This is a genomic window from Exiguobacterium sp. SH3S1 (assembly GCF_004337105.1).
GTDB lineage: Bacteria > Bacillota > Bacilli > Exiguobacteriales > Exiguobacteriaceae > Exiguobacterium > Exiguobacterium aurantiacum_A.
This window is the reverse complement of sequence record NZ_SJUW01000018.1, coordinates 1-19,489: the sequence shown is the minus strand read 5'-3', so window position 1 is coordinate 19,489 and position 19,489 is coordinate 1. Positions and strand designations below refer to the sequence as shown.

The 19,489-nt window shown below is 50.9% G+C and carries 16 protein-coding genes, 3 tRNA genes, 2 rRNA genes, 1 other RNA gene and 1 other annotated feature; of the genes, 17 read left to right on the top strand and 5 right to left on the bottom strand.

Annotated features, from left to right (window positions below):
* The first annotated feature begins 11 nt into the window (after nucleotides 1-11).
* Together rrf and guaB are read left to right on the top strand one after the other, a co-directional pair.
* Nucleotides 12-127, top strand: a 5S ribosomal RNA gene (rrf, locus tag EVJ26_RS13645).
* A gap of 251 nt (nucleotides 128-378) precedes the next feature.
* Nucleotides 379-1,842 (top strand): IMP dehydrogenase, encoded by a 1,464-nt coding sequence (gene guaB / locus EVJ26_RS13640; RefSeq protein ID WP_070329510.1) that lies wholly within the window; start codon nucleotides 379-381, stop codon nucleotides 1,840-1,842.
* 46 nt (nucleotides 1,843-1,888) lie between these two features.
* Here guaB and EVJ26_RS13635 read toward each other — a convergent pair whose 3' ends face one another.
* The 3 genes from EVJ26_RS13635 to pdxR all read right to left on the bottom strand — a co-directional run bounded on the left by EVJ26_RS13635 (nucleotide 1,889) and on the right by pdxR (nucleotide 7,520).
* Nucleotides 1,889-5,320: an alpha-amylase family glycosyl hydrolase gene (locus tag EVJ26_RS13635; RefSeq protein WP_131470707.1), complete on the bottom strand. Its 3,432-nt coding sequence runs from the start codon at nucleotides 5,318-5,320 to the stop codon at nucleotides 1,889-1,891.
* Nucleotides 5,321-5,470: 150 nt separating this feature from the next.
* The gene (locus EVJ26_RS13630) at nucleotides 5,471-6,121 is read right to left on the bottom strand and encodes a class A sortase (RefSeq protein WP_131470705.1); all 651 of its coding nucleotides are present in this window, start codon (nucleotides 6,119-6,121) and stop codon (nucleotides 5,471-5,473) included.
* Nucleotides 6,102-7,520, bottom strand: a complete 1,419-nt coding sequence (gene pdxR / locus EVJ26_RS13625; protein ID WP_131470703.1) for a MocR-like pyridoxine biosynthesis transcription factor PdxR — start codon at nucleotides 7,518-7,520, stop codon at nucleotides 6,102-6,104. The genes EVJ26_RS13630 and pdxR overlap by 20 nt, the downstream gene beginning before the upstream one ends.
* A 287-nt stretch (nucleotides 7,521-7,807) precedes the next feature.
* Between pdxR and pdxS the strand changes: the two genes are divergently transcribed.
* From pdxS to EVJ26_RS13585, 8 genes are all read left to right on the top strand, one after another.
* On the top strand, nucleotides 7,808-8,698 hold the full coding sequence (gene pdxS / locus EVJ26_RS13620) for a pyridoxal 5'-phosphate synthase lyase subunit PdxS (RefSeq protein ID WP_070329506.1): 891 nt from the start codon (nucleotides 7,808-7,810) through the stop codon (nucleotides 8,696-8,698).
* A 1-nt stretch (nucleotide 8,699) separates the two neighbouring features.
* On the top strand, nucleotides 8,700-9,278 hold the full coding sequence (gene pdxT / locus EVJ26_RS13615) for a pyridoxal 5'-phosphate synthase glutaminase subunit PdxT (protein ID WP_131444245.1): 579 nt from the start codon (nucleotides 8,700-8,702) through the stop codon (nucleotides 9,276-9,278).
* 75 nt (nucleotides 9,279-9,353) lie between these two features.
* Nucleotides 9,354-10,598, top strand: coding sequence for a D-alanyl-D-alanine carboxypeptidase family protein (locus EVJ26_RS13610; RefSeq protein WP_236635591.1), 1,245 nt, complete (start codon nucleotides 9,354-9,356; stop codon nucleotides 10,596-10,598).
* Between the two features lie 18 nt (nucleotides 10,599-10,616).
* Nucleotides 10,617-10,824, top strand: a binding site (T-box leader).
* Between the two features lie 52 nt (nucleotides 10,825-10,876).
* Entirely contained in the window at nucleotides 10,877-12,160 is a 1,284-nt protein-coding gene (gene serS / locus EVJ26_RS13605; RefSeq protein WP_070329504.1) for a serine--tRNA ligase, read from the top strand.
* 146 nt (nucleotides 12,161-12,306) lie between these two features.
* A tRNA-Ser gene (locus tag EVJ26_RS13600) sits at nucleotides 12,307-12,397 on the top strand.
* A 35-nt stretch (nucleotides 12,398-12,432) separates the two neighbouring features.
* Nucleotides 12,433-12,523 (top strand) — tRNA-Ser (locus tag EVJ26_RS13595).
* Nucleotides 12,524-12,553: 30 nt separating this feature from the next.
* Nucleotides 12,554-12,643: transfer RNA gene (locus EVJ26_RS13590), tRNA-Ser, on the top strand.
* A 164-nt stretch (nucleotides 12,644-12,807) separates the two neighbouring features.
* Complete coding sequence (locus EVJ26_RS13585; RefSeq protein ID WP_131470701.1) at nucleotides 12,808-13,806, top strand: hypothetical protein; 999 nt, start codon at nucleotides 12,808-12,810, stop codon at nucleotides 13,804-13,806.
* A gap of 39 nt (nucleotides 13,807-13,845) precedes the next feature.
* Here the strand turns inward: EVJ26_RS13585 and EVJ26_RS13580 are convergent, their stop codons facing one another.
* Both EVJ26_RS13580 and EVJ26_RS13575 read right to left on the bottom strand, forming a co-directional pair.
* Nucleotides 13,846-14,517 carry a deoxynucleoside kinase gene (locus EVJ26_RS13580; RefSeq protein ID WP_016510587.1) on the bottom strand — a complete coding sequence of 224 codons (672 nt, stop codon included), beginning with the start codon at nucleotides 14,515-14,517 and terminating at the stop codon, nucleotides 13,846-13,848.
* On the bottom strand, nucleotides 14,514-15,149 hold the full coding sequence (locus EVJ26_RS13575; RefSeq protein ID WP_070329502.1) for a deoxynucleoside kinase: 636 nt from the start codon (nucleotides 15,147-15,149) through the stop codon (nucleotides 14,514-14,516). The genes EVJ26_RS13580 and EVJ26_RS13575 overlap by 4 nt, the downstream gene beginning before the upstream one ends.
* 121 nt (nucleotides 15,150-15,270) lie before the next feature.
* On the opposite strand from EVJ26_RS13575, the gene tadA reads away from it, so the two are divergent.
* The 7 genes from tadA to EVJ26_RS13540 all read left to right on the top strand — a co-directional run.
* On the top strand, nucleotides 15,271-15,771 hold the full coding sequence (gene tadA, locus EVJ26_RS13570) for a tRNA adenosine(34) deaminase TadA (RefSeq protein WP_131459037.1): 501 nt from the start codon (nucleotides 15,271-15,273) through the stop codon (nucleotides 15,769-15,771).
* A 53-nt stretch (nucleotides 15,772-15,824) separates the two neighbouring features.
* Nucleotides 15,825-16,093, top strand: an RNA gene (ffs, locus tag EVJ26_RS13565) — signal recognition particle sRNA large type.
* Nucleotides 16,094-16,187: 94 nt separating this feature from the next.
* On the top strand, nucleotides 16,188-17,861 hold the full coding sequence (gene dnaX / locus EVJ26_RS13560; RefSeq protein ID WP_131459038.1) for a DNA polymerase III subunit gamma/tau: 1,674 nt from the start codon (nucleotides 16,188-16,190) through the stop codon (nucleotides 17,859-17,861).
* 15 nt (nucleotides 17,862-17,876) lie between these two features.
* The gene (locus EVJ26_RS13555) at nucleotides 17,877-18,194 is read left to right on the top strand and encodes a YbaB/EbfC family nucleoid-associated protein (protein WP_035386845.1); all 318 of its coding nucleotides are present in this window, start codon (nucleotides 17,877-17,879) and stop codon (nucleotides 18,192-18,194) included.
* A gap of 22 nt (nucleotides 18,195-18,216) precedes the next feature.
* The gene (recR, locus tag EVJ26_RS13550; RefSeq protein ID WP_070329500.1) at nucleotides 18,217-18,816 is read left to right on the top strand and encodes a recombination mediator RecR; all 600 of its coding nucleotides are present in this window, start codon (nucleotides 18,217-18,219) and stop codon (nucleotides 18,814-18,816) included.
* Nucleotides 18,813-19,037 (top strand): YaaL family protein, encoded by a 225-nt coding sequence (locus EVJ26_RS13545; RefSeq protein ID WP_131459039.1) that lies wholly within the window; start codon nucleotides 18,813-18,815, stop codon nucleotides 19,035-19,037. Before recR ends, EVJ26_RS13545 begins: the two co-directional genes overlap by 4 nt.
* A gap of 341 nt (nucleotides 19,038-19,378) precedes the next feature.
* Nucleotides 19,379-19,489: ribosomal RNA gene (locus EVJ26_RS13540) — 16S ribosomal RNA — on the top strand; the annotation flags it as partial.

Sequence of the window (19,489 nt, the reverse complement as noted above, 5' to 3'; positions counted from 1 at the left end):
ACAATCCCTTGTCTGGTGGCGATAGCGAAGCGGCCACACCCGTTCCCATGCCGAACACGGAAGTTAAGCGCTTCAGCGCCGAAAGTAGTTGGGGGTCTCCCCCTGTGAGGATAGGACGTTGCCAGGCCATATGAAAGACGACCAAGCATCTGCTTGGTCGTCTTTTTCTATTTCTAAAACCGATTATTATTGGCTTGGCCTTCCGACAACGTGGACATTTTCCGAATGATTTGAGAAGGATTCAACAGGAATGAACACAATTCTGAACTTTCTGAACATCGTGAATTGAATTGCACTTTCGAGCCATACCTGTTACCATTACAGAAATATTTCGAAACAAAGATTTGGGTCCGATAGAGAAAGGGGCAATCGATTTTTATGTGGGAAAACAAGTTTGCAAAAGAAGGATTAACGTTTGATGACGTCTTACTCGTACCACGGTTTTCAAACGTCTTGCCAAGAGATGTAAGTCTGAGCACGAAGCTATGTGAAGGGCTTGAGTTAAACATTCCAGTCATCAGCGCTGGTATGGACACAGTGACGGAAGCACCGATGGCGATCGCCATGGCGCGTCAAGGTGGTCTTGGCGTCATCCACAAAAACATGTCGATGGAAATGCAAGCAGAGAATGTCGACCGTGTGAAACGTTCGGAGAACGGAGTCATTACGAATCCATTTTATTTGACACCAGAGCGCCAAATTTATGATGCCGAGTATTTAATGAGTAAATACCGCATTTCCGGTGTCCCAATCGTCAATTCTGAACAGGAACGGAAATTAATCGGTATTTTGACTAACCGTGACCTTCGCTTCATCAGAGACTACTCGACTGTGATCGAAGACGTCATGACGACAGAAAATCTTGTCACTGCAAAAGTCGGAACTTCTCTTGAAGAAGCAGAGCGGATTCTGCACCAACACCGCATCGAGAAGTTACCACTCGTCGACGATGCCGGCGTTTTAAAGGGCTTGATCACGACGAAAGATATCGAGAAGGTTGAGCAATTCCCTCACGCTGCGAAAGACAAACAAGGGCGCCTTCTTGTGGCGGCAGCTGTCGGGGTAACAAAAGACGCTGCTTCGCGTGCTCAAATCCTTGTCGATGCAGGCGTGGATGCGCTCGTTGTCGATACAGCACACGGTCACTCGGCTGGTGTCATCGAGAAAGTGAAAGAACTGCGTGATTTGTTCCCAACACTTCCAATCATCGCTGGTAACGTGGCGACGGCAGAAGCGACACGTGCTTTGATCGAGGCCGGCGCCTCAGTCATTAAAGTCGGAATCGGACCAGGTTCGATTTGTACGACACGGGTCGTTGCCGGAGTCGGTGTCCCTCAAATCACGGCAGTCTATGACTGCGTGACAGAAGCGCGGGAGCACGGTGTCACGGTCATCGCTGACGGTGGAATCAAGTACTCGGGCGACATCGTCAAGGCAATTGCTGCTGGCGCGAGCGCCGTCATGCTCGGCAGCCTTCTCGCCGGCGTAAAAGAGAGCCCAGGCGAGATGGAGATCTATCAAGGTCGTCAGTTTAAGACGTATCGCGGTATGGGGTCGGAAGCTTCGATGAAGCGAGGCAGTCAAGACCGTTACTTCCAAGAAGCGGATAAAAAATTCGTCCCAGAAGGCATTGAAGGACGCGTTGCTTACCGAGGCGAGCTGGCCGATACGGTGTATCAACTCATTGGTGGCCTCCGTTCGGGAATGGGCTATTGCGGCGCTGCCGACATTCGAGCATTGCGAGAAGATACGCAGTTCATTCGAATGACTGGAGCCGGCCTGCAAGAAAGCCACCCACACGATGTGCACATCACAAAAGAAGCACCAAACTATTCACGTTAACAAATAAGCCGTTGTCTCCTGAAAAGGGACAACGGCTTTTTGCTGATCATTTTTTAGCTTTAGAGACGAGGATGACCGTACCGCCTTGATCTTGCGCTGGTAAGTTCACGGTCACCTTGCCATCGCGCTTGACGACGTACGTCCGTCCGCTATAGCGGTCGACGAGCACTGTGTTCTGTTTGTGCTTTGTTTCGAACGTCGCTGTTTGAGCCGACTCTTTCGTGTTCAATCCAATGAGAATAGACTCTTTGCCGTAAGCCCGTTCAAAAATCGAATAACCGGTGTTCGAACCGCCGGCAACGACCGAACGTGTTCCTTTGCTGAAGACTTTTGAATAGTCCGCCCGAATGTTGAGCAACTTTTGATAGTGGGCGTGCATGTCTTTGCCTTCACCGTTCACCCGTTTCCAGTCAAAGTCGTAACGGTTTTCGTTAAACTCGCCTTTGTCCATGTCTAAGGCATGTTTCCCAGATTGACCGATCTCTTCTCCATAGTAGATGACCGGTTGCCCTTTCGCCGTCATTTGGAGCGAGGCTGCGACCATATGCTTACCTTCATCGCCGCGAGCACGAGAGATGAGGAAGCCATCTTCATCGTGGCTGCTGAGGAACTGGCCGAGTGTCGCTTCGTTCGAGAGTTGGGTATTCCGGTATTGAAGAGCGCTCTCGACCCCATCAATGTTCCCGTTGATGAAATTTTCCGCTTGGTACTTGAAGTCGAAATCAAGCAACGAATCCATCTGGCCGCTCCGGAGATAGCCGCCTGTGTTGTTCACACTCGCCCCGTAATGCTCACCAATCATTTTAAAGTCTGGCTTGAGCGCGGTCAGTTCATTCTTAAACGATTTCCACGTCGTCGCATCCACATGCTTGACCGTATCGACACGGAAGTAATCAATCGTGTTTCCTTGTTTCGTCTTCGAACGCTTGATCCAGTCAGTCTGCCATTTGACGAGTTGTTCACGGACGGCAGCTTCCTCTGTCTTAAAGTCAGGAAGGCCGGAGAGCGACATTTTCAAATCGTTCCCGTCGACAGGCGTGTCCCGAATCATGCCTTTAAAGGCATCACGTTCCTTGTTCGTAGGGAAATTCGTCGCCCCTGTGCTGTCGGCGCCTGGTTCCATTCCGTAGCCTGGGTGGTTCAAGACGACGTCGACCATGATCTTGATGCCGCGTGCGTGGGCCGCATCGATCAGGCGATGGAACGCCTGCATGTCTCCGAGATGTTCATCAAGTTTCTCGAAGTTTTTGGCCCAGTAACCGTGATAGCCGTATTGAGAGCCATCTTTACCGTAGCGGAGATCCCAATCGATATTATCGACGATCGGGGTGATCCAAATCGTGTTGATCCCGAGCTTGTCGAGATAGTCGAGTTTTTTTGTGATCCCGGCGAAATCGCCGCCGTGATACGACTCGAGATGATCTTGGTCATAATATTCACCGTTCGGATTATTGTTCGTCTTGTCGCCATCGTGGAAACGGTCCGTCAACATGAAGTAGATCCGGGCTTCGTCCCAGTCAAACGCTTGCTTGTCTTTCATCGTGACCGGTCGGACGTTTACGGAAGCCGTCGTTTTATGGACGTTGCCATATTGATCCACGGCCGTGATCGTCAACGTTTTGTTGCCTGGCTTGACCGTATCTTTGACCGCGATCGTCTGTTTATTGAGCGCCGGATCGATTGAAAGTTTAGCCGGTCCACCAAGCGGGCGGGCATCGATATAGAGTTCGCGAAGCGTCACGCCTTCTGGTAACGTCGGTTTGACGTGAACGACGGCATTCTCCCGCGAACTGATCGCTTTCGGTGCGATCGAAGACGTGAGTTTGACGGCCGGACGACGGTATTCGACGGTTGACGCTTCAAAATAGGTATCCGTCACTTCGGTCGTGACGCCGTCTTTCGTGACGAGGAACGTATAGTCATGCGTCCCTTCCGGAAGACGGACGGTATGACGGTACCATTCGTTCTTGTCCTCATACGTCATCGGATAGGTCACGCCATTTACGTTTAAGGCGACACGGTCGAGTTGATCGAGCTGTCCTGCCTCGTACAAGTCTTTGTCCCGATAGAAGAACGTGACGGTCCCGTCCTCGAACACCGGTCCTTGAATGGTTGGTACTTGATGGAAGACGCCTTGGCCGCTCGCGACGACGACTTTCGTGACACGATCGTTTCCGAGTTTCACGTAACGGTCTTCACCGTAAGCGTCCTTGACCGCCCAATCGGTTCCTTTACGGATGACAAATCCGACGTTCGTCGCATCTTTCCCGACTGGAATTCGGAAAATGGCGCCGTCTTCCGTAATTTTGTAGGGATCCACTTGTCCATCTTTGACACCGGTGCTCCACGTCCACAAGTTCCAATCGGTATAGTCTTGATCGGCACGGACGTACAGCATTTCGATGTATCGCTGCGTCTTCCATGGATCAGCCAGCTCCGTGACGGTCTTGAACGAAGTCGTCAGCGCGGGTAGCGTCGTGGTCGATAAGTTACCTTTGACGGCTCCGGCTGGCAATGTGGCCGTGTACGTCTGACCGAGTCCGAGTTTGCTCGTCGGCGTGACAGTCACGATCGAACCGTTTGCTTCAGCAGTGAACGGGACAGCCGTCTCTCCGCTCATCAAGCTGACATTTGAGGCGTCTAACGTCACCGGTTCATTGAACGTCCAGGTGATGGGAGCAGATACGTCGGCAGCTTCAGACTGATTCGCTGGGTCGACATTCGTTACTTCAAGCTGCATCACCGTCTCGACGCCGCTGAGCGTATAGGCCGGGCTGTACACAGATTGAGTCGACGGGTTGGCCGAGACGTTCCAGCTGTCGGCTAGTTTGTTAGATTCGTTGCTCGGAATCGTATCGAACGCACCGTGTTCACCGGCATTGTTTCCGCTGAGGACGGTGAGAGCACGAACCGTGTCGTCATTTTTCAAACCGAGCAGCGACAACGGGATTTTTCCTTCGAATCCTGTCGTCCGGTCGAGGGCGAACGAAGCACCGTTCAAGTTTGCCAAGTTCGCGAGCGGGGTCGTCTTCCCAGATTCATAGAGCGCGGCTTCTTTGACAGACTTGTCCCCATCGACACGAAGTAAAATGTGATACTGCGGTTTTTTGTCTGTTTGACTAAAGTTGAACGGGTAACCGAGCGGGTTCGTGGCGACGCCAGAATCTTCATCGTTCACTTGGAGGGCGATGTTTATGTATTGGCCGTTGTCGCCCCAGTTCGGGATGTTGAACGCATCGACATAGAAGTACAGGTTCGTTTTGTCATTTTGAAGATAAAGATTGCCGAGATCGAAGCCTTGCCAACCAACATCTGCCGATGACGCCAGCGCCGAGACGTCTGTCCAATCGGTTTTATTCCCATCGACTGCCACCGTCGTCGGTTCGGCCAAGACGTTCACCGGGACACCGGCTTGAATGAGCAGGACAGAAGATAAGAGTAATGTCGTCGTACGTCGTGCCGTATTGTTCTTCTTCATGAGAGCACCTCTTTCGTAAAATAGGTCGTCTACAGGGCAACGGATTGTCAATTTTGTGCAAACGGTTCCAGAAATAGTTTAGCCGATTATGTAAGCGCTCACAATATGTTTTTTGAAAAACAATAAAACGTCCTTCGTGTGGAAGGACGCTCAGTTAGAGATATAAGGTGTTGTCTGCACGAGCTCTCCCTTGACGATTAATCGTTCCGTCGCATCGAACGTGCACGTGATCAAGGTAATGGTCGCATCTGTCGTATCGTCAAGCACATCGATCCGTGTCGGGGGAACGGTCTCGAGTGCCTCCGTCCGGTATTGATACGTGTTCGTCAAATCGGTCACGTAAATCATCGTTCCCGTTTTGATCGTATGGAGCGGTCCGAACAAGGCTGTCGGACTTTGGGTGTAATGACCGGCTAGTGCGTAATTCCCACTCCCCATCTGTTGGGAAGCGCGCATCGTCCCAGCCCCGACTGCCAAATTCTCATTGTCGAGACCGTACAAAATTGGTAATTCTAAATCGATATCTGGAATCGTAATCATGCCGATTGTCGGCAAATCATGAAATCGATTGCGCACATTTAACAAGTCGTCCCACGATAACGGTTCGACCGTTTCGAAGTCGAATTCGCCCCGATCCGGCTGTTGGAGTTGAATCGCTTCAGTCACACGTTTGCTGTTCGAGGTGGCGACACGGTCTTTCCACCATGACTCGGTCAAAAAGAGGCTACCGATCAACAAACAGACGATGCCGATGACGTAGCGTGAGCGTCTGATCATTGTTTCATCGCGAGGTTTTCCCATATGGCCCTCCCTTCCCGATATTCCAACAGACCATCAACTGGTCAATCGCCGCGTGTAACGTCGCTTCAGGCAGGGCGGCGAAACCAAACAGCAGTTGCGGTCTCGTGTCGCGTGAATTGATACGATAGTCGGCCATCGCCTTGATACGAATGCCTGACTGTTCAGCGAGTTGCTTCAATTGCTCGCTAGTTTGTGCTGTATCGACCGAGAGGACGATGTGGAGACCAGCGCTGGCGCCAGTGATTGTGACGAGCGGCTCGTATGGTTTGAACGCAGTGATCACGGTCTCAAGTTTGCGGCGGTACGTTTTACGCATCCGGTTCAAATGTTTCTCGAAATCGCCGCTCGCCATAAACTCGGTTAGCGTATGTTGCTCGAAACGCGGCACACTGCAGGTGAAATGGCGATACCGTTCCCGATAGCGGTTTAACAGTGGGGGCGGAAGCACCATGTAACCGATGCGGAGCGAAGGCATGAGCGACTTCGAAAACGTGCTCAAATAAACGACACGTTCGTTTTGGTCCATGCTTTGCAACGAAGGAATCGGTTTGCCGCTGTAACGAAACTCGCTATCGTAATCATCTTCAATGATGTACGTTTGCCGCTCGGACGCCCAGTTGAGGAGGCGCTGGCGACGGCTGACGGACAGGATCGTACCGGTCGGGAACTGATGGGCCGGGGTCACATAAACCGCATCGATTGCCTCTGCCTCGAGTCGGTCGACAAGGACCCCGCTGTCGTCGACCGGGAGCGGGACGTAGCTTCGATTTTGGTGTTCGAACAGCTGTCGCGTGAGCGGATAGCCCGGGTCTTCAATCCCGAACGTCGTCGCGTCGGTGAGCAAGTCGAGCAGTTGAGGCAACAATTGCTCGGTCCCAGAACCGACGATGATCTGCTCGGGCGAACAATGAACGCCACGGGAGTGATACAAGTACGTGGCGATTTCTTGGCGGAGCACGAGATCGCCTTGCACCGACCCGAGTGCGAGCAGTTCATGATTCTCCTCGGCGACGACTTGTTTCAAGTGACGGCGCCAACGTTCGAACGGGAATGCGGTCGTATCGATCTGACTCGGGTATAAGTCGAACGTGTATGTTTTTTTCGTCGGAAGCGGTTCGATCGTGCTGGTGCCACGCCTGACGTACAGCTCTTCTTGCGGCAAGACGTAAAACCCTTTCCGTGGCAGCGACTCGATATATCCTTCAGCAAGCAGCTGGGCGTAAGCGAGCTCGACCGTCGTTTGCGAAACGTCCAAAAATTGGCCGAGCTTCCGTTTTGACGGCAGTTTCGTCCCGGTCATGAGCGTGTCATTGACGATCGCTTGCCGGATGTGTAAATAGAGCTGTTCATAAAGCGGGGTGCTCGATTCGGGCTCGAGCGAGAATGTGAGCATATCCATAAGTTGTCCTTTCTTCTGTCAGCCGAAGAAAACATAGAGCACGAATCCGATGACGAGAATGAACGAAATCAGTCCAGGCTTCCCGTAAAAGGAACGGTTTTCCGCTTGATCTCGCGGGTTCCATTGGTCCATAAAACATTCCTCCCTTATACGTAATAAGATTCGAGGAAACGAGCATGAACCCTTCTCTTAAAACTGACCACTTTAAAAAATATAAAACTGGCACTTTCAATATAGTCAAATCAATCTATACTTGCAAGTAGACTAGCTTAATGGAGGCGATTTATATGGAAAAGAGACAAGTAGGGACAGATAAAGTCAAACGTGGAATGGCCGAAATGCAAAAAGGTGGCGTCATCATGGACGTCATCAACGCTGAACAGGCGAAGATTGCTGAAGCAGCAGGAGCCGTGGCAGTCATGGCGCTCGAGCGCGTACCATCAGACATTCGTAAAATGGGTGGCGTCGCCCGGATGGCAGACCCGACCATCATCGAAGATGTCATGGGAGCGGTATCTGTACCGGTCATGGCGAAATGCCGCATCGGACATATCGCCGAAGCCCGTGTCCTTGAATCGATGGGGGTCGATTTCATCGATGAGAGCGAAGTGTTGACACCGGCCGATGAAGAGTTCCATCTTTACAAGCGTGATTACAATGCGCCGTTCGTCTGCGGAGCGCGTGACCTCGGAGAAGCTTCACGCCGCATCGGTGAAGGTGCAGCGATGATCCGGACAAAAGGTGAGCCAGGGACAGGAAACATCGTCGAAGCGGTTCGTCACATGCGTACTGTCCAAGCACAAGTGAAACGCTTGCTTTCAATGAGCATCGATGAAGTGATGACAGAAGCGCGCGACCTTGGTGCCCCGTTCGAAGTGCTCATGCAAATTCGTGAAGCGGGCCGTCTTCCGGTCGTCAACTTCGCAGCAGGTGGTATCGCGACGCCGGCAGACGCGGCACTCATGATGCACCTCGGTGCGGACGGCGTCTTCGTCGGATCAGGTATCTTCAAAGCAGAGAACCCAGAGAAATTTGCCCGTGCCATCGTTGAAGCGACGACATACCATGACGACTACGAGCGAATCGCTCACTTGTCAAAAGGTCTTGGCGAAGCGATGAAAGGACTCGACGTCCGCACGCTCAAACCAGAAGAGCTCATGGCGCCGCGAGGTTGGTAAGATGACGACGATCGGTGTACTCGGAATGCAAGGTGCGATTCGTGAACACGTCCGCATGCTCGAGGCGCTCGGTGCAGATACGCTCGTCGTCCGTTCGGTCGATGACTTGGACCGCATCGACGGACTCGTCTTGCCAGGCGGGGAGAGCACGGCGATGCGTCGTCTGCTCGACCGCTATGACCTGCTCGAACCGCTTCGTGCGAACACATCGTTGCCGATGTTCGGCACATGTGCCGGACTGATTTTACTCGCGACCGAAGTGGAAGGGTATGATGCCCACCTTCGCAAAATCCCGATGACCGTCAAGCGCAACGCGTTCGGACGTCAAGTCGACAGTTTCGAGGTCGATTTACCGGTCAAAGGAATCGATGACGCGGTTGAAGCAGTGTTCATCCGGGCCCCGCAAGTAGCAGCGGTTGACGCTAACGTCGAAGTCCTCGCCGAGGTCGAAGAAGCAATCGTTGCAGTGCGCTACGACAAATATGTTGCCTGTTCGTTCCATCCAGAACTGACGGATGACTTGTCGATGCACCGCTACTTCTTAGAAATCGTCAAGGCGACGAAGCATCAACTCGCATGAGTCGAAGACTCCCTGTAACTAGGGGGTCTTTTTCTGCTACACTGTAACGAGACACGTACAGAAAGGGGCAAGACTGTGAAAGATAAATGGATTGTATCGGTGCTCATATGCGCTGTCCTTATAACTATTGTTTTTCCGATGAACGCTTCAGCAGCGCCTAAAGTCGAAGCGAGCGGTGCGATGCTCGTCGATATGACGACCGGGCAGGTTCTTTTTTCGAAAGATGAAGATGCGATGCTCCCACCGGCGTCGATCACAAAGCTGATGACCACTTTCCTCGTTCGGGAGGCAGTCGAGTCAGGAGAACTGAGTTGGAACGAAGAAGTGACGCCGAGTGAAGCGGCATTGGCCTTGACGCGTAAACCAGGGCTCGCCCGCATCCCGCTCGTCAATAAACCGTATACAGTCAAGGAACTATATGACGTGGCGCTCATCCGCTCGGCGAACGAGGCCGCGGTGACACTGTCCGAGGCGGTGGCAGGGTCGGAAGAAGCGTTCGTTCAACAGATGAACGAGCGGGCAACCGAGCTCGGCATGACCCAGACGACGTTCGCGAACGTCTCGGGACTAGATTCTGTATCAGCAGGTCGTCCAGGAGAAAACTTGACGTCGGCGAATGATTTGATGAGGCTGGCGCTCGCCTACTTGACGAAATTTCCGGATGTGCTCGACGTGACGAAGCGAGCGTATGTCGACATTGACGGCGTCAGATTCGAAGCGACGAATCGGATGCTTTCAGGCCGCGATTTGGCGTATCCAGGGATGCTCGGTTTTAAGACGGGCACGACGGATGACGCCGGTTATTGCTTCATCGGCGTATCGACACGAGATGGTCGGACCGTACTCTCCGTCGTCCTTGGGGCCGAGACGGACAACGGGCGCTATGAGGCGACGAAAGCACTTCATGAGTTCGCTTATCGCGACTTTGTCATGACACCGATTTTACGGACCGGAGAAATCGTGCCGGAGAATGTATTCGTCGCCGAGGGAGAAGTTGAAACGGTAGCTGCGCGGACGACAGCGGCGTTCGAAGTGCTCGTCGAGAAAGGACAAGCCGTCCCTGAACCAGTCTATGACCTTCCGGACACGAAAGCACCGGTCGCAGTCGATCAACAAGTCGGGACGGTCACGATTGAACCTTCAGAGAGCGTCCGCTATCTTGACGGCGAGAGTCCGCCGACAGGAACACTTGTGACTGCCGAATCAGTCGAGACCGCTTCATTTTTGACTCGGATGAGCCGGGCCTTCGCAGACTTTTTAGAGGAGGTTCGACTCGTCCTAGGAAAACTGAGTCTTGTCGATAGAGTCGAGATGTTGTAAAGTAAGATTAATTCAATGACAGATGCAACGATGAGGAAAAGTACGTTACAGTCATCTACTTACAGAGAGCTAGTGGTTGGTGCAAACTAGTGGGACGACGTAACTGAATCGGCCTCGGAGCATTGACTTGGAAACAAGTCACGTCACGCACACGTTACGTGCATCGAGTGGCCTAGTTTTAGGCAACGAGGGTGGCAACGCGGATCCAAGGTGGTTCGTCCCTTTCCTACGGGAAAGGGGCGTGCCACCTTTTTTATGCAAAAAAGGAGGAACTAGTTATGTTAGACATCAAACGATTACGTCAAGATTTTGAAGGGATTAAAACCAAGCTCGCCCAACGCGGTGAAGACTTGAGTGCGCTCGACCGTTTCCCGGAGTTAGAAGAGAAACGCCGGGACCTCATCAACGAGGTCGATGTGAAGAAAGCAAAACGAAATGAAGCGACGAAACAAATCGCTGAGCTCAAGCGCAACAAGCAAGACGCGGAAGCACCGATCCTTGAAACACGCCGCCTTGGTGATGAGATCAAGTTGCTCGACGAGGAATTACGTGAAGTGGAAGCCGAGTTAAACATGATTCTCCTCAGCATCCCGAACATCCCGCATGAATCAACGCCGATCGGTGAAACAGAAGACGACAACGTCACGATCCGCGAAGTCGGAACGAAGCCCGAGTTCGATTTTGAGATGAAACAGCATTGGGACGTGATGGAAGACTTGAAAATTGTCGACGTCGAACGCGCCGGTAAAGTGACGGGAAGCCGTTTCGTCTTCTATAAAGGATTAGGTGCTCGCTTAGAACGGGCGTTGATCAACTTCATGATGGATATGCATGCCGATGAGCACGGCTATTCTGAAGTGCTCCCACCGTACATGGTTAACCGTGACGCGATGACAGGGACGGGTCAGTTGCCTAAATTTGAAGAAGATGCGTTCAAAGTGGCCGACACGAATTACTTCCTCGTCCCGACAGCGGAAGTACCGGTGACGAACATGCACCGCGATGAGATTATCGCTGAAGCGAACTTGCCGATCACGTATACAGCTTACAGCGCTTGCTTCCGTTCAGAAGCGGGATCTGCCGGTCGTGACACACGCGGTCTCATCCGTCAGCACCAGTTCAACAAAGTCGAGCTCGTCCGCTTCGTCAAACCAGAAGAGTCTTACGAGCAACTCGAGTTGTTGACAGGACACGCGGAAGAAGTGTTGAAACGCCTCGGTCTTCCATATCAAGTACTCAGCATGTGTACAGCCGACCTCGGTTTCACCGCAGCGAAGAAGTACGATATTGAAGTATGGATGCCGGCTCAAGGTGTATATCGCGAGATCTCATCTTGCTCAAACTTCGAGGACTTCCAAGCGCGTCGTGCCGGGATCCGCTTCCGTCGTGATGTGAATGCCAAACCGGAGTTCGTGCATACACTCAACGGTTCAGGGCTTGCCGTCGGTCGGACCGTCGCCGCCATTTTAGAGAACTTCCAACAAGCCGATGGATCGGTCGTCATCCCAGAAGCGCTGCGTCCATACATGGGCGGAATTGAAAAAATTGAACTTCCCCGTTAAACGAGGAATGGCCTATCCGAACGTATCATTCCGGATAGGCTTTTTTTTAAATGTTTTTTTACAAAAGGGTTTGACATCTGCTTGCTGAGTTGGTACTATAAATCATGTCGAGCGAGATGTTTGTTCGTCAACTGCATACGAGCCGTGGAGGTGTACCCAAGTGGTTTAAGGGAACGGTCTTGAAAACCGTCAGGGGTGTAACAGCCCGCGTGGGTTCGAATCCCACCACCTCTTCCATTTTTATTTAGAGGCTCAACAATTGCATACATCGTGGAGGTGTACCCAAGTGGTTTAAGGGAACGGTCTTGAAAACCGTCAGGGGTGTAACAGCCCGCGTGGGTTCGAATCCCACCACCTCTTCCACTTTCTTTTTTTTTACACTTTTTTCAGCTTGGAGTTGTACCCAAGCCCGGCTGAAGGGGACGGACTCGAAATCCGTTAGGAGTCGTAAGGCTCGCGTGGGTTCGAATCCCACCAACTCCGCTTTTTAGGCGTCTGCACAGGCAGATGCGTTTTTTTTTGTCGTAGACTACGGTCTGCGGCTTTTTTTGTTTGTGGCGAAACAGCGAAAAGCGGCTAATCTCGGCTTGAATCGGGAATCTTAATAAGGTAGAGACTGGTGGCGCGTTAGGAAGGAGAGGAGCGTCATGGACTGGATTGAAGCGTATGTCGATGAAGTGGTCAGGCATGTCCCGCCGAAGCGGAGAGACGAAGCTGCCGTTGCTATTAGGGAGGATATCGAAGCGAAGCTGCCGGATCAGCCGACCGAGACGGAAGTGAAGCGCGTGCTCGAACAGATGGGACATCCGGCCATCGTTGCTGCGCGTTATAAAGACGGCCAGTATTTGATTGGACCTAAGTTTTTCCCGATGTATGTCAATGTGGTCAAGCTCGTCGTCCCGATCGTGATAGCTGTAGTCTTCTTCGGTTTGCTCATGGCGAGCATCCCGACATTCTCGGGACCGGCCATGCCGACAATCGGAATCTTTCTCACGAATTTGTTCGACACGTTATGGGACGTTGGGATTCAACTCGTCTTTTGGATCACACTCGTCTTCTTTTTGATTGAGCGTTACGCGCCGAGCGATGCGGTCGCCCCTGACATGAGTTGGAAGGTGTCCACATTGCGTGATCGGGACCGCGGGGGACGGATCAGTAAATTGGATGCCGGATTCGGATTGTTCTTTACGGCGGTTTGGTTCGGGGTGTATTTGAACGCCGAGCGGTTTCTCGGGATTTATGAGTCGACAGGGGACGGTTTTTCGATGATTGTCCCGATTTTTAATCAATCGTTCTTGTTTGAAGTGGTCTGGTTGTTCTTAGCCGTCATTTTGCTTCAAGTCGTCCTCGGTGTTTGGAAATGGGTGAAAGGACGTTGGACGTATGCACTCGCCTCGTTCAATTTGATCTATAACGTGGCCTCAGCCGCCTTTATCATTTGGATGGCGGGTTCGTCGCGCTTGTTCGACCCGCGCTTTATCGACTGGGTCGAACTAAATGTCCCGAACGACGTGTTCTCGTTCGGGTGGGTGTTCGGATTGGTCGTGGCCATCACGATTCTGGCGGCTGTGTTTGATACGATTGACGGATACCGGAAGGCTTGGAAAACACCGACACATCGAAAACGCCCGATTGCCCAGCCGTAAAAAAGATGATGCCTCGCTTTTGAGCGGGGCATCATCTTTTTATCTTACTTTTGCTTCACGGGCGACTGTCAATTGTTTCCCGATTTTTTCAAGAATGAGTTCGACTGAATCCGGATCGTTAATCAAGTCATATTCTTCAATTGATAGACGAAGTACCGGGCACAAGTTGAAGTTGTTGATCCATTCCGTGTAGCGGGCGTACATTTCTTCCCAATACGCGATCGGTGTTTGTTGTTCCATCTCACGGCCACGCAGCTGAATGCGGTCGAGCACTTGCTCGAATGAGCCTTCGAGATAGATCAGTAGATCAGGGTGCGGGAAGAACGGCGTGAGCACCATCGCTTCGAACAGGCTTGAGTACGTCTCGTAATCTGTCGGCGACATCGTGCCTTTTTCATAGTGCATCTTCGCGAAGATGCCTGTATCTTCATAAATCGAACGGTCTTGAATGAAGCCGCCGCCGTATTGGAAGATTTTCTTCTGTTCTTTGAACCGCTCTGCCAAGAAGTAGATTTGAAGATGGAAGCTCCAACGCTCAAAATCATGATAGAATTTATCGAGGTATGGGTTCGTGTCCACTTTCTCGAGAGAAGTGCGGAAATTGAGGGCGTCGGCAAGCGAGTTCGTGATTGTCGATTTACCGATTCCGACCATTCCACCGATCGTAATGATCGTGTCATTCGGAATGTTATATTTTTCATTCAGGGTCATTTTAGTTGGGCTCCTTTAGTCAATTCTAGTTCGCGTTCAATCGTCGTGAGAACGTGCGTCAAATCGTCCGGGTTTTGGACAAAATCAAGTTCGTCTCCGCTGAACGAAAGAATCGTCACTTCGGGGTGAGTCGCACGGTACGATTCGACAAACGTTTCGTAATCCCGAGCGAGTTGTTCGAGGTAGTCGCGAGACATGTTCTCTTCTACTTCACGTCCACGCAACGCTACACGTTTCATAAGCGTCTCGATACTGGCGTGCAAGTAAATGACGACATCGGGTTTCGGCATATCATGTGTCAAAATCTTATAGATTTGCTCATACTTGTTCAAGTGGGCTGGTCTCAGCGAACGGTGGGCAAAAATCAAGTTCTTGAAAATATGATAGTCTGAAACGACGGATTGCTGTTGGCTCAAGTGGTGTTTGTGGATATCGTCTAATTGCTTGAATCGATTGCATAAGAAGAACATTTCCGTTTGGAAACTCCATTCTTCGATATCTTCATAAAACTTGCCGAGAAATGGGTTTTCTTCTACAATTTCATTCAGCATCTGCATTGAAAAGTGCTGACTGATGATATGGGCCAGTGACGTTTTCCCGACACCAATCGGTCCCTCTACCGTTATAAACATATGATGTCATCCTCCATTATCCAAAGTGCAAGTTCCATTCTAGCACACAATGAAGAAGATAGGGCGAGCGAAATGATTTTCATTTTTTTTCATACTATGTGACAAGAAACGGGGTGTTAATATGGAACGAGATGAACGATTTATGAGGCTCGCCATCGCCGAAGCAAAGAAGGCGGAAGCAATCGGGGAAGTCCCGATCGGTTGTGTCATCGTTAAAGGAGAAGACGTGATCGCGACCGGCTATAACCGGCGTGAAACGGATTTATTGGCGGCGGCGCATGCCGAGATGATTGCGATTGAATCAGCGAATACGGTACTCGGTAACTGGCGGCTTGAAGACTGTGAACTGTTCGTGACGTTAGAGCCTTGTCCGATGTGCGCGGGTGCGATCATCCTCTCGCGCGTGAAGCGTGTCGTGTTTGGTGCCCGCGATCCCAAAGGCGGATGTTGCGGGACACTCATGAACCTTCTTCAAGACGATCGGTTCAACCATCAAGCCGAAGTGACCGAAAACGTTTTAGCAGAAGAATGTGGAGAGCTACTAACAACCTTCTTCCGCAGCCTTCGAGAACGGAAGAAGCAGGCTCGGCTTGAACAGAGAGGTTGCAACGCATCTGATTAAACAGTATAATGTAATAGCACTCGAAGAAGTGCTTAACTTCATTTACCCATTTGCCGTGCTAGGCGGGGAGGTAGCGGTGCCCTGTAACTCGCAATCCGCTATAGCGAGACTGAATTCCGATTCGAGGGAGTGCATTGGTGTGGCCCGTCCTCGTGTAAGTGGCGTTGACGTCTGAGTCCTGCGCAACGGTCACCCATGAACCAGGTCAGGTCCGGAAGGAAGCAGCCTTAAGTGGTGACGTACCGTGTGCCGCAGGGGTGCTTGGGCCGAGCAAACTGCATGAGTAACGCACATTGACGTGCTTTCAGAAATCGGTGCGCGGCAGATTTATTTAATAACTTTAATCTACGGCCCCAGGGTTGTAGATTTTTTTGTATGATGAAATAAAAGATGAAACGATGAAAGGAGGCGGGGACATGGCGTATCAAGCATTGTATCGGGTCTATCGTCCGCAGTCATTCCAAGAGGTAGTCGGTCAAATACACATCACACGCACGATTCAAAATGCGTTACTCGAAGAACGGATGTCACACGCTTATTTATTCTCTGGTCCGCGAGGTACGGGGAAGACGAGCCTCGCGAAGATTATCGCGAAGGCAATCAACTGCGAAACGGCGCCGACGAGGGAACCGTGTAATACGTGCCCGACCTGTGTGGCGATTACGGAAGGGACGAGCCCGGACGTATTCGAAATCGATGCCGCTTCAAACAACGGGGTCGATGAGATCCGCGAAATTCGAGACAAGGTCAAGTATCCGCCTTCGCAAGCGCGTTATAAAGTGTACATTATCGATGAAGTGCATATGCTTTCGACTGGGGCGTTCAATGCGCTATTGAAAACGTTAGAAGAACCCCCACCCCATGCAATCTTCATTTTAGCGACGACGGAGCCCCATAAGATTCCGGCGACCATCATCTCACGTTGCCAACGTTTCGATGTGAAGCGGCATGAAGTCGGTCAACTCCAGACACGAATGGCTTACATTTTGAACGACCAAGATTATGACTATGATCCAGAAGCGCTCAAACTGATTGCCCGTGCTGCTGACGGTGGGATGCGTGATGCATTGAGTCTGCTTGACCAAGCGCTTGCGTTTAGTGACGGCCGTTTGACGGAAGAGGCAGTGCTCGAAGTGACGGGTGCGGTTACAGATGACGCTCTCCTTGATATGGCCTATGGATTGCAACAGAGACAACTCGATCAAATTCTGAAGACGCTTGAGACGATGTTGCGTGAAGGGAAGGACTTGAAACGGTTTATCGAAGATCTCGTGTTCGTGCACCGTGATGCCCTTCTATTAAAAGCATCTCCACAAGCGGTAGACTTACTAGAGCGAGCCCGTCCGAACGAGACGTTCCGCCAATTCGTGGAAACGACCTCGACGGACGAGCTGTTTCAAGTGATCGAAGAATTGAATGAGTGTCAGCAACAAATGCGCTTATCCAACCATCCGAAAGTATTGGTCGAGCTGACGTTCATTCGCATCGCCGAACAAGGACGAACGATGACCGAGCAAATGAAGCAACTTCAAGACCAAGTACGTGAATTGAGTCGTGAGTTGAATGAAGTGAAGAAAAATGGGGTAGCGGTCACAGAGACCGCTGCCGAGAAACCGAAAGTGATGAAGCGGACGCAAGTTCGTGTTCCGAAAGAGCGGATCCGCCAGTTGTTGCAACGGGCTGAGCGGCAGCATTTGAATGCGATCCGTGATAGTTGGGAAGACATTATGGTCAACATCCGCACGGTGGACGGCCCGATTTTCGCGCTGTTCTATGAGAGTGAAGCTGTCCTTTGTGCAAGTGACACCTTACTGGTACAATTTAAAGATGGGATGACATGGCACTACGAGCAGGTCAGTTCGAACGGCCGGACCCGCGATGTGATCGAGCAAGCGTTGTTCGAAGTGACGGGGATCCGTCGAGAAATCATGGCCGTGCTCGAGAGCGATTGGGTCGAGTTAAAAAACGAATTCATCCTTCGTAAACAATCCGAACGTTCAGACCATAAAGAAGAGAAGGTCGAAGAAGACCCGCTCATTGTTCAAGCTGTCGAACGATTTGGAGATGTCGTTGAAATCGAAGAAGTTTAAAAGGAGGCGCTCGATATGCGTGGAATGGGAAACATGAACAACATGATGAAGCAGATGCAGAAAATGCAAAAAGATATGGCGAAAGCGCAAGAAGAGTTAAAAGACTTGACGGTTGAAGGCACAGCCGGAGGCGGGATGGTCAAAGTGATCGTCAGTGGCCACAAAGAAGTAATGGATATCATCATCGCGGAAGAAGCGGTCGACCCAGATGACGTCGATATGTTGCAAGACCTTGTTCTAGCGGCTGTTAATGACGCGATGAAACAAGCCGACCAACTCGTCAACGATAAGATGGGACGTTTTACGCAAGGGATGAACCTTCCAGGTTTTTAAGTGAAGAAAGGAAAGATGCGAGTTGCAATACCCTGAAGCAATCGGACGCTTGATTGAAAGCTTTACAAAGTTGCCAGGAATTGGTCCGAAAACTGCCATTCGGCTAGCGTTCCATGTATTAGATATGGAAGAGGACGATGTATTGACGTTCGCCAAGGCGCTTGTCAGTGCGAAGCGTGATATTAAATACTGTACAGTGTGTGGACATATTACTGACGTCGATCCGTGTGCGATCTGTAAAGATTCGCACCGAGATGAAACGATCATCTGTGTCGTGCAAGATTCACGAGACGTCATTGCAATGGAGAAGATGCGGGAATATCGAGGGAAGTACCATGTGTTACATGGGGCGATTAGCCCGATGGAAGGGATTGGACCTGAAGATATTAACGTATCGAGTTTGCTGACGCGTCTGCAAGAGAACGAAGCGGTCAGTGAAGTGATTTTGGCGACCAACCCGAACATTGAAGGGGAAGCTACGTCGATGTATCTATCGAGACTGCTCAAACCGACCGGGATTAAAGTGACGCGTCTGGCGCACGGGCTTCCTGTCGGGGGCGATTTAGAGTATGCGGATGAAGTAACCCTCTCCCGAGCGATGGAAGGTCGCCGAGAACTATGAGGTGGTTTCGCAAACCTTTGCGGGATAGTTATGATCAACGGTTTCTAAGAGAACTCTTAGATGCGAAGGCGAAGTACGAAGCGAAGCGCCACATGCTTGAAGTGAGCGTTGAAGACACTGGTGAACTGGCTGCCCAAGTGAAGCAGGCTGAAGCACTATACTTTTTTTATCTAAAGGAAGCAAAGCGACGACAAGTGTCCCTTTCTAATTTACGAACTTGAGACGAGGCGAAAGTCTCGTCTTTTTTTCTCTATATAATGAAGGAACTGGGGAGGGGAACGTCGCAGACTATAAAAAAACAAAGAATGTTTCTTGTTTTTAAAGTTTTTTTGATAAAGCTATTGCACAGTTAAAGTTTTATTGATATATTAATAGACGTCGCCGAGAGCGAATGAAAAAAATAATCTTAAAAAAGTTATTGACCATTTGGTTGAAACTTGTTAAGATATCTAAGTCGCGAAAGTGCGGCAGACGAACTTTGAAAACTGAACGATGAGGCAAAAAAGTTTTACAAGTTTTGATTGAAGCGCAAGCTTCGTCATTTTTAAGAGCTATATCAAATTCTTTGGAGAGTTTGATCCTGGCTCAGGACGAACGCTGGCGGCGTGCCTAATACATGCAAGTCGAGCGCAGGAAATCGACGGAACCCTTCGGGGGGAAGTCGACGGAATGA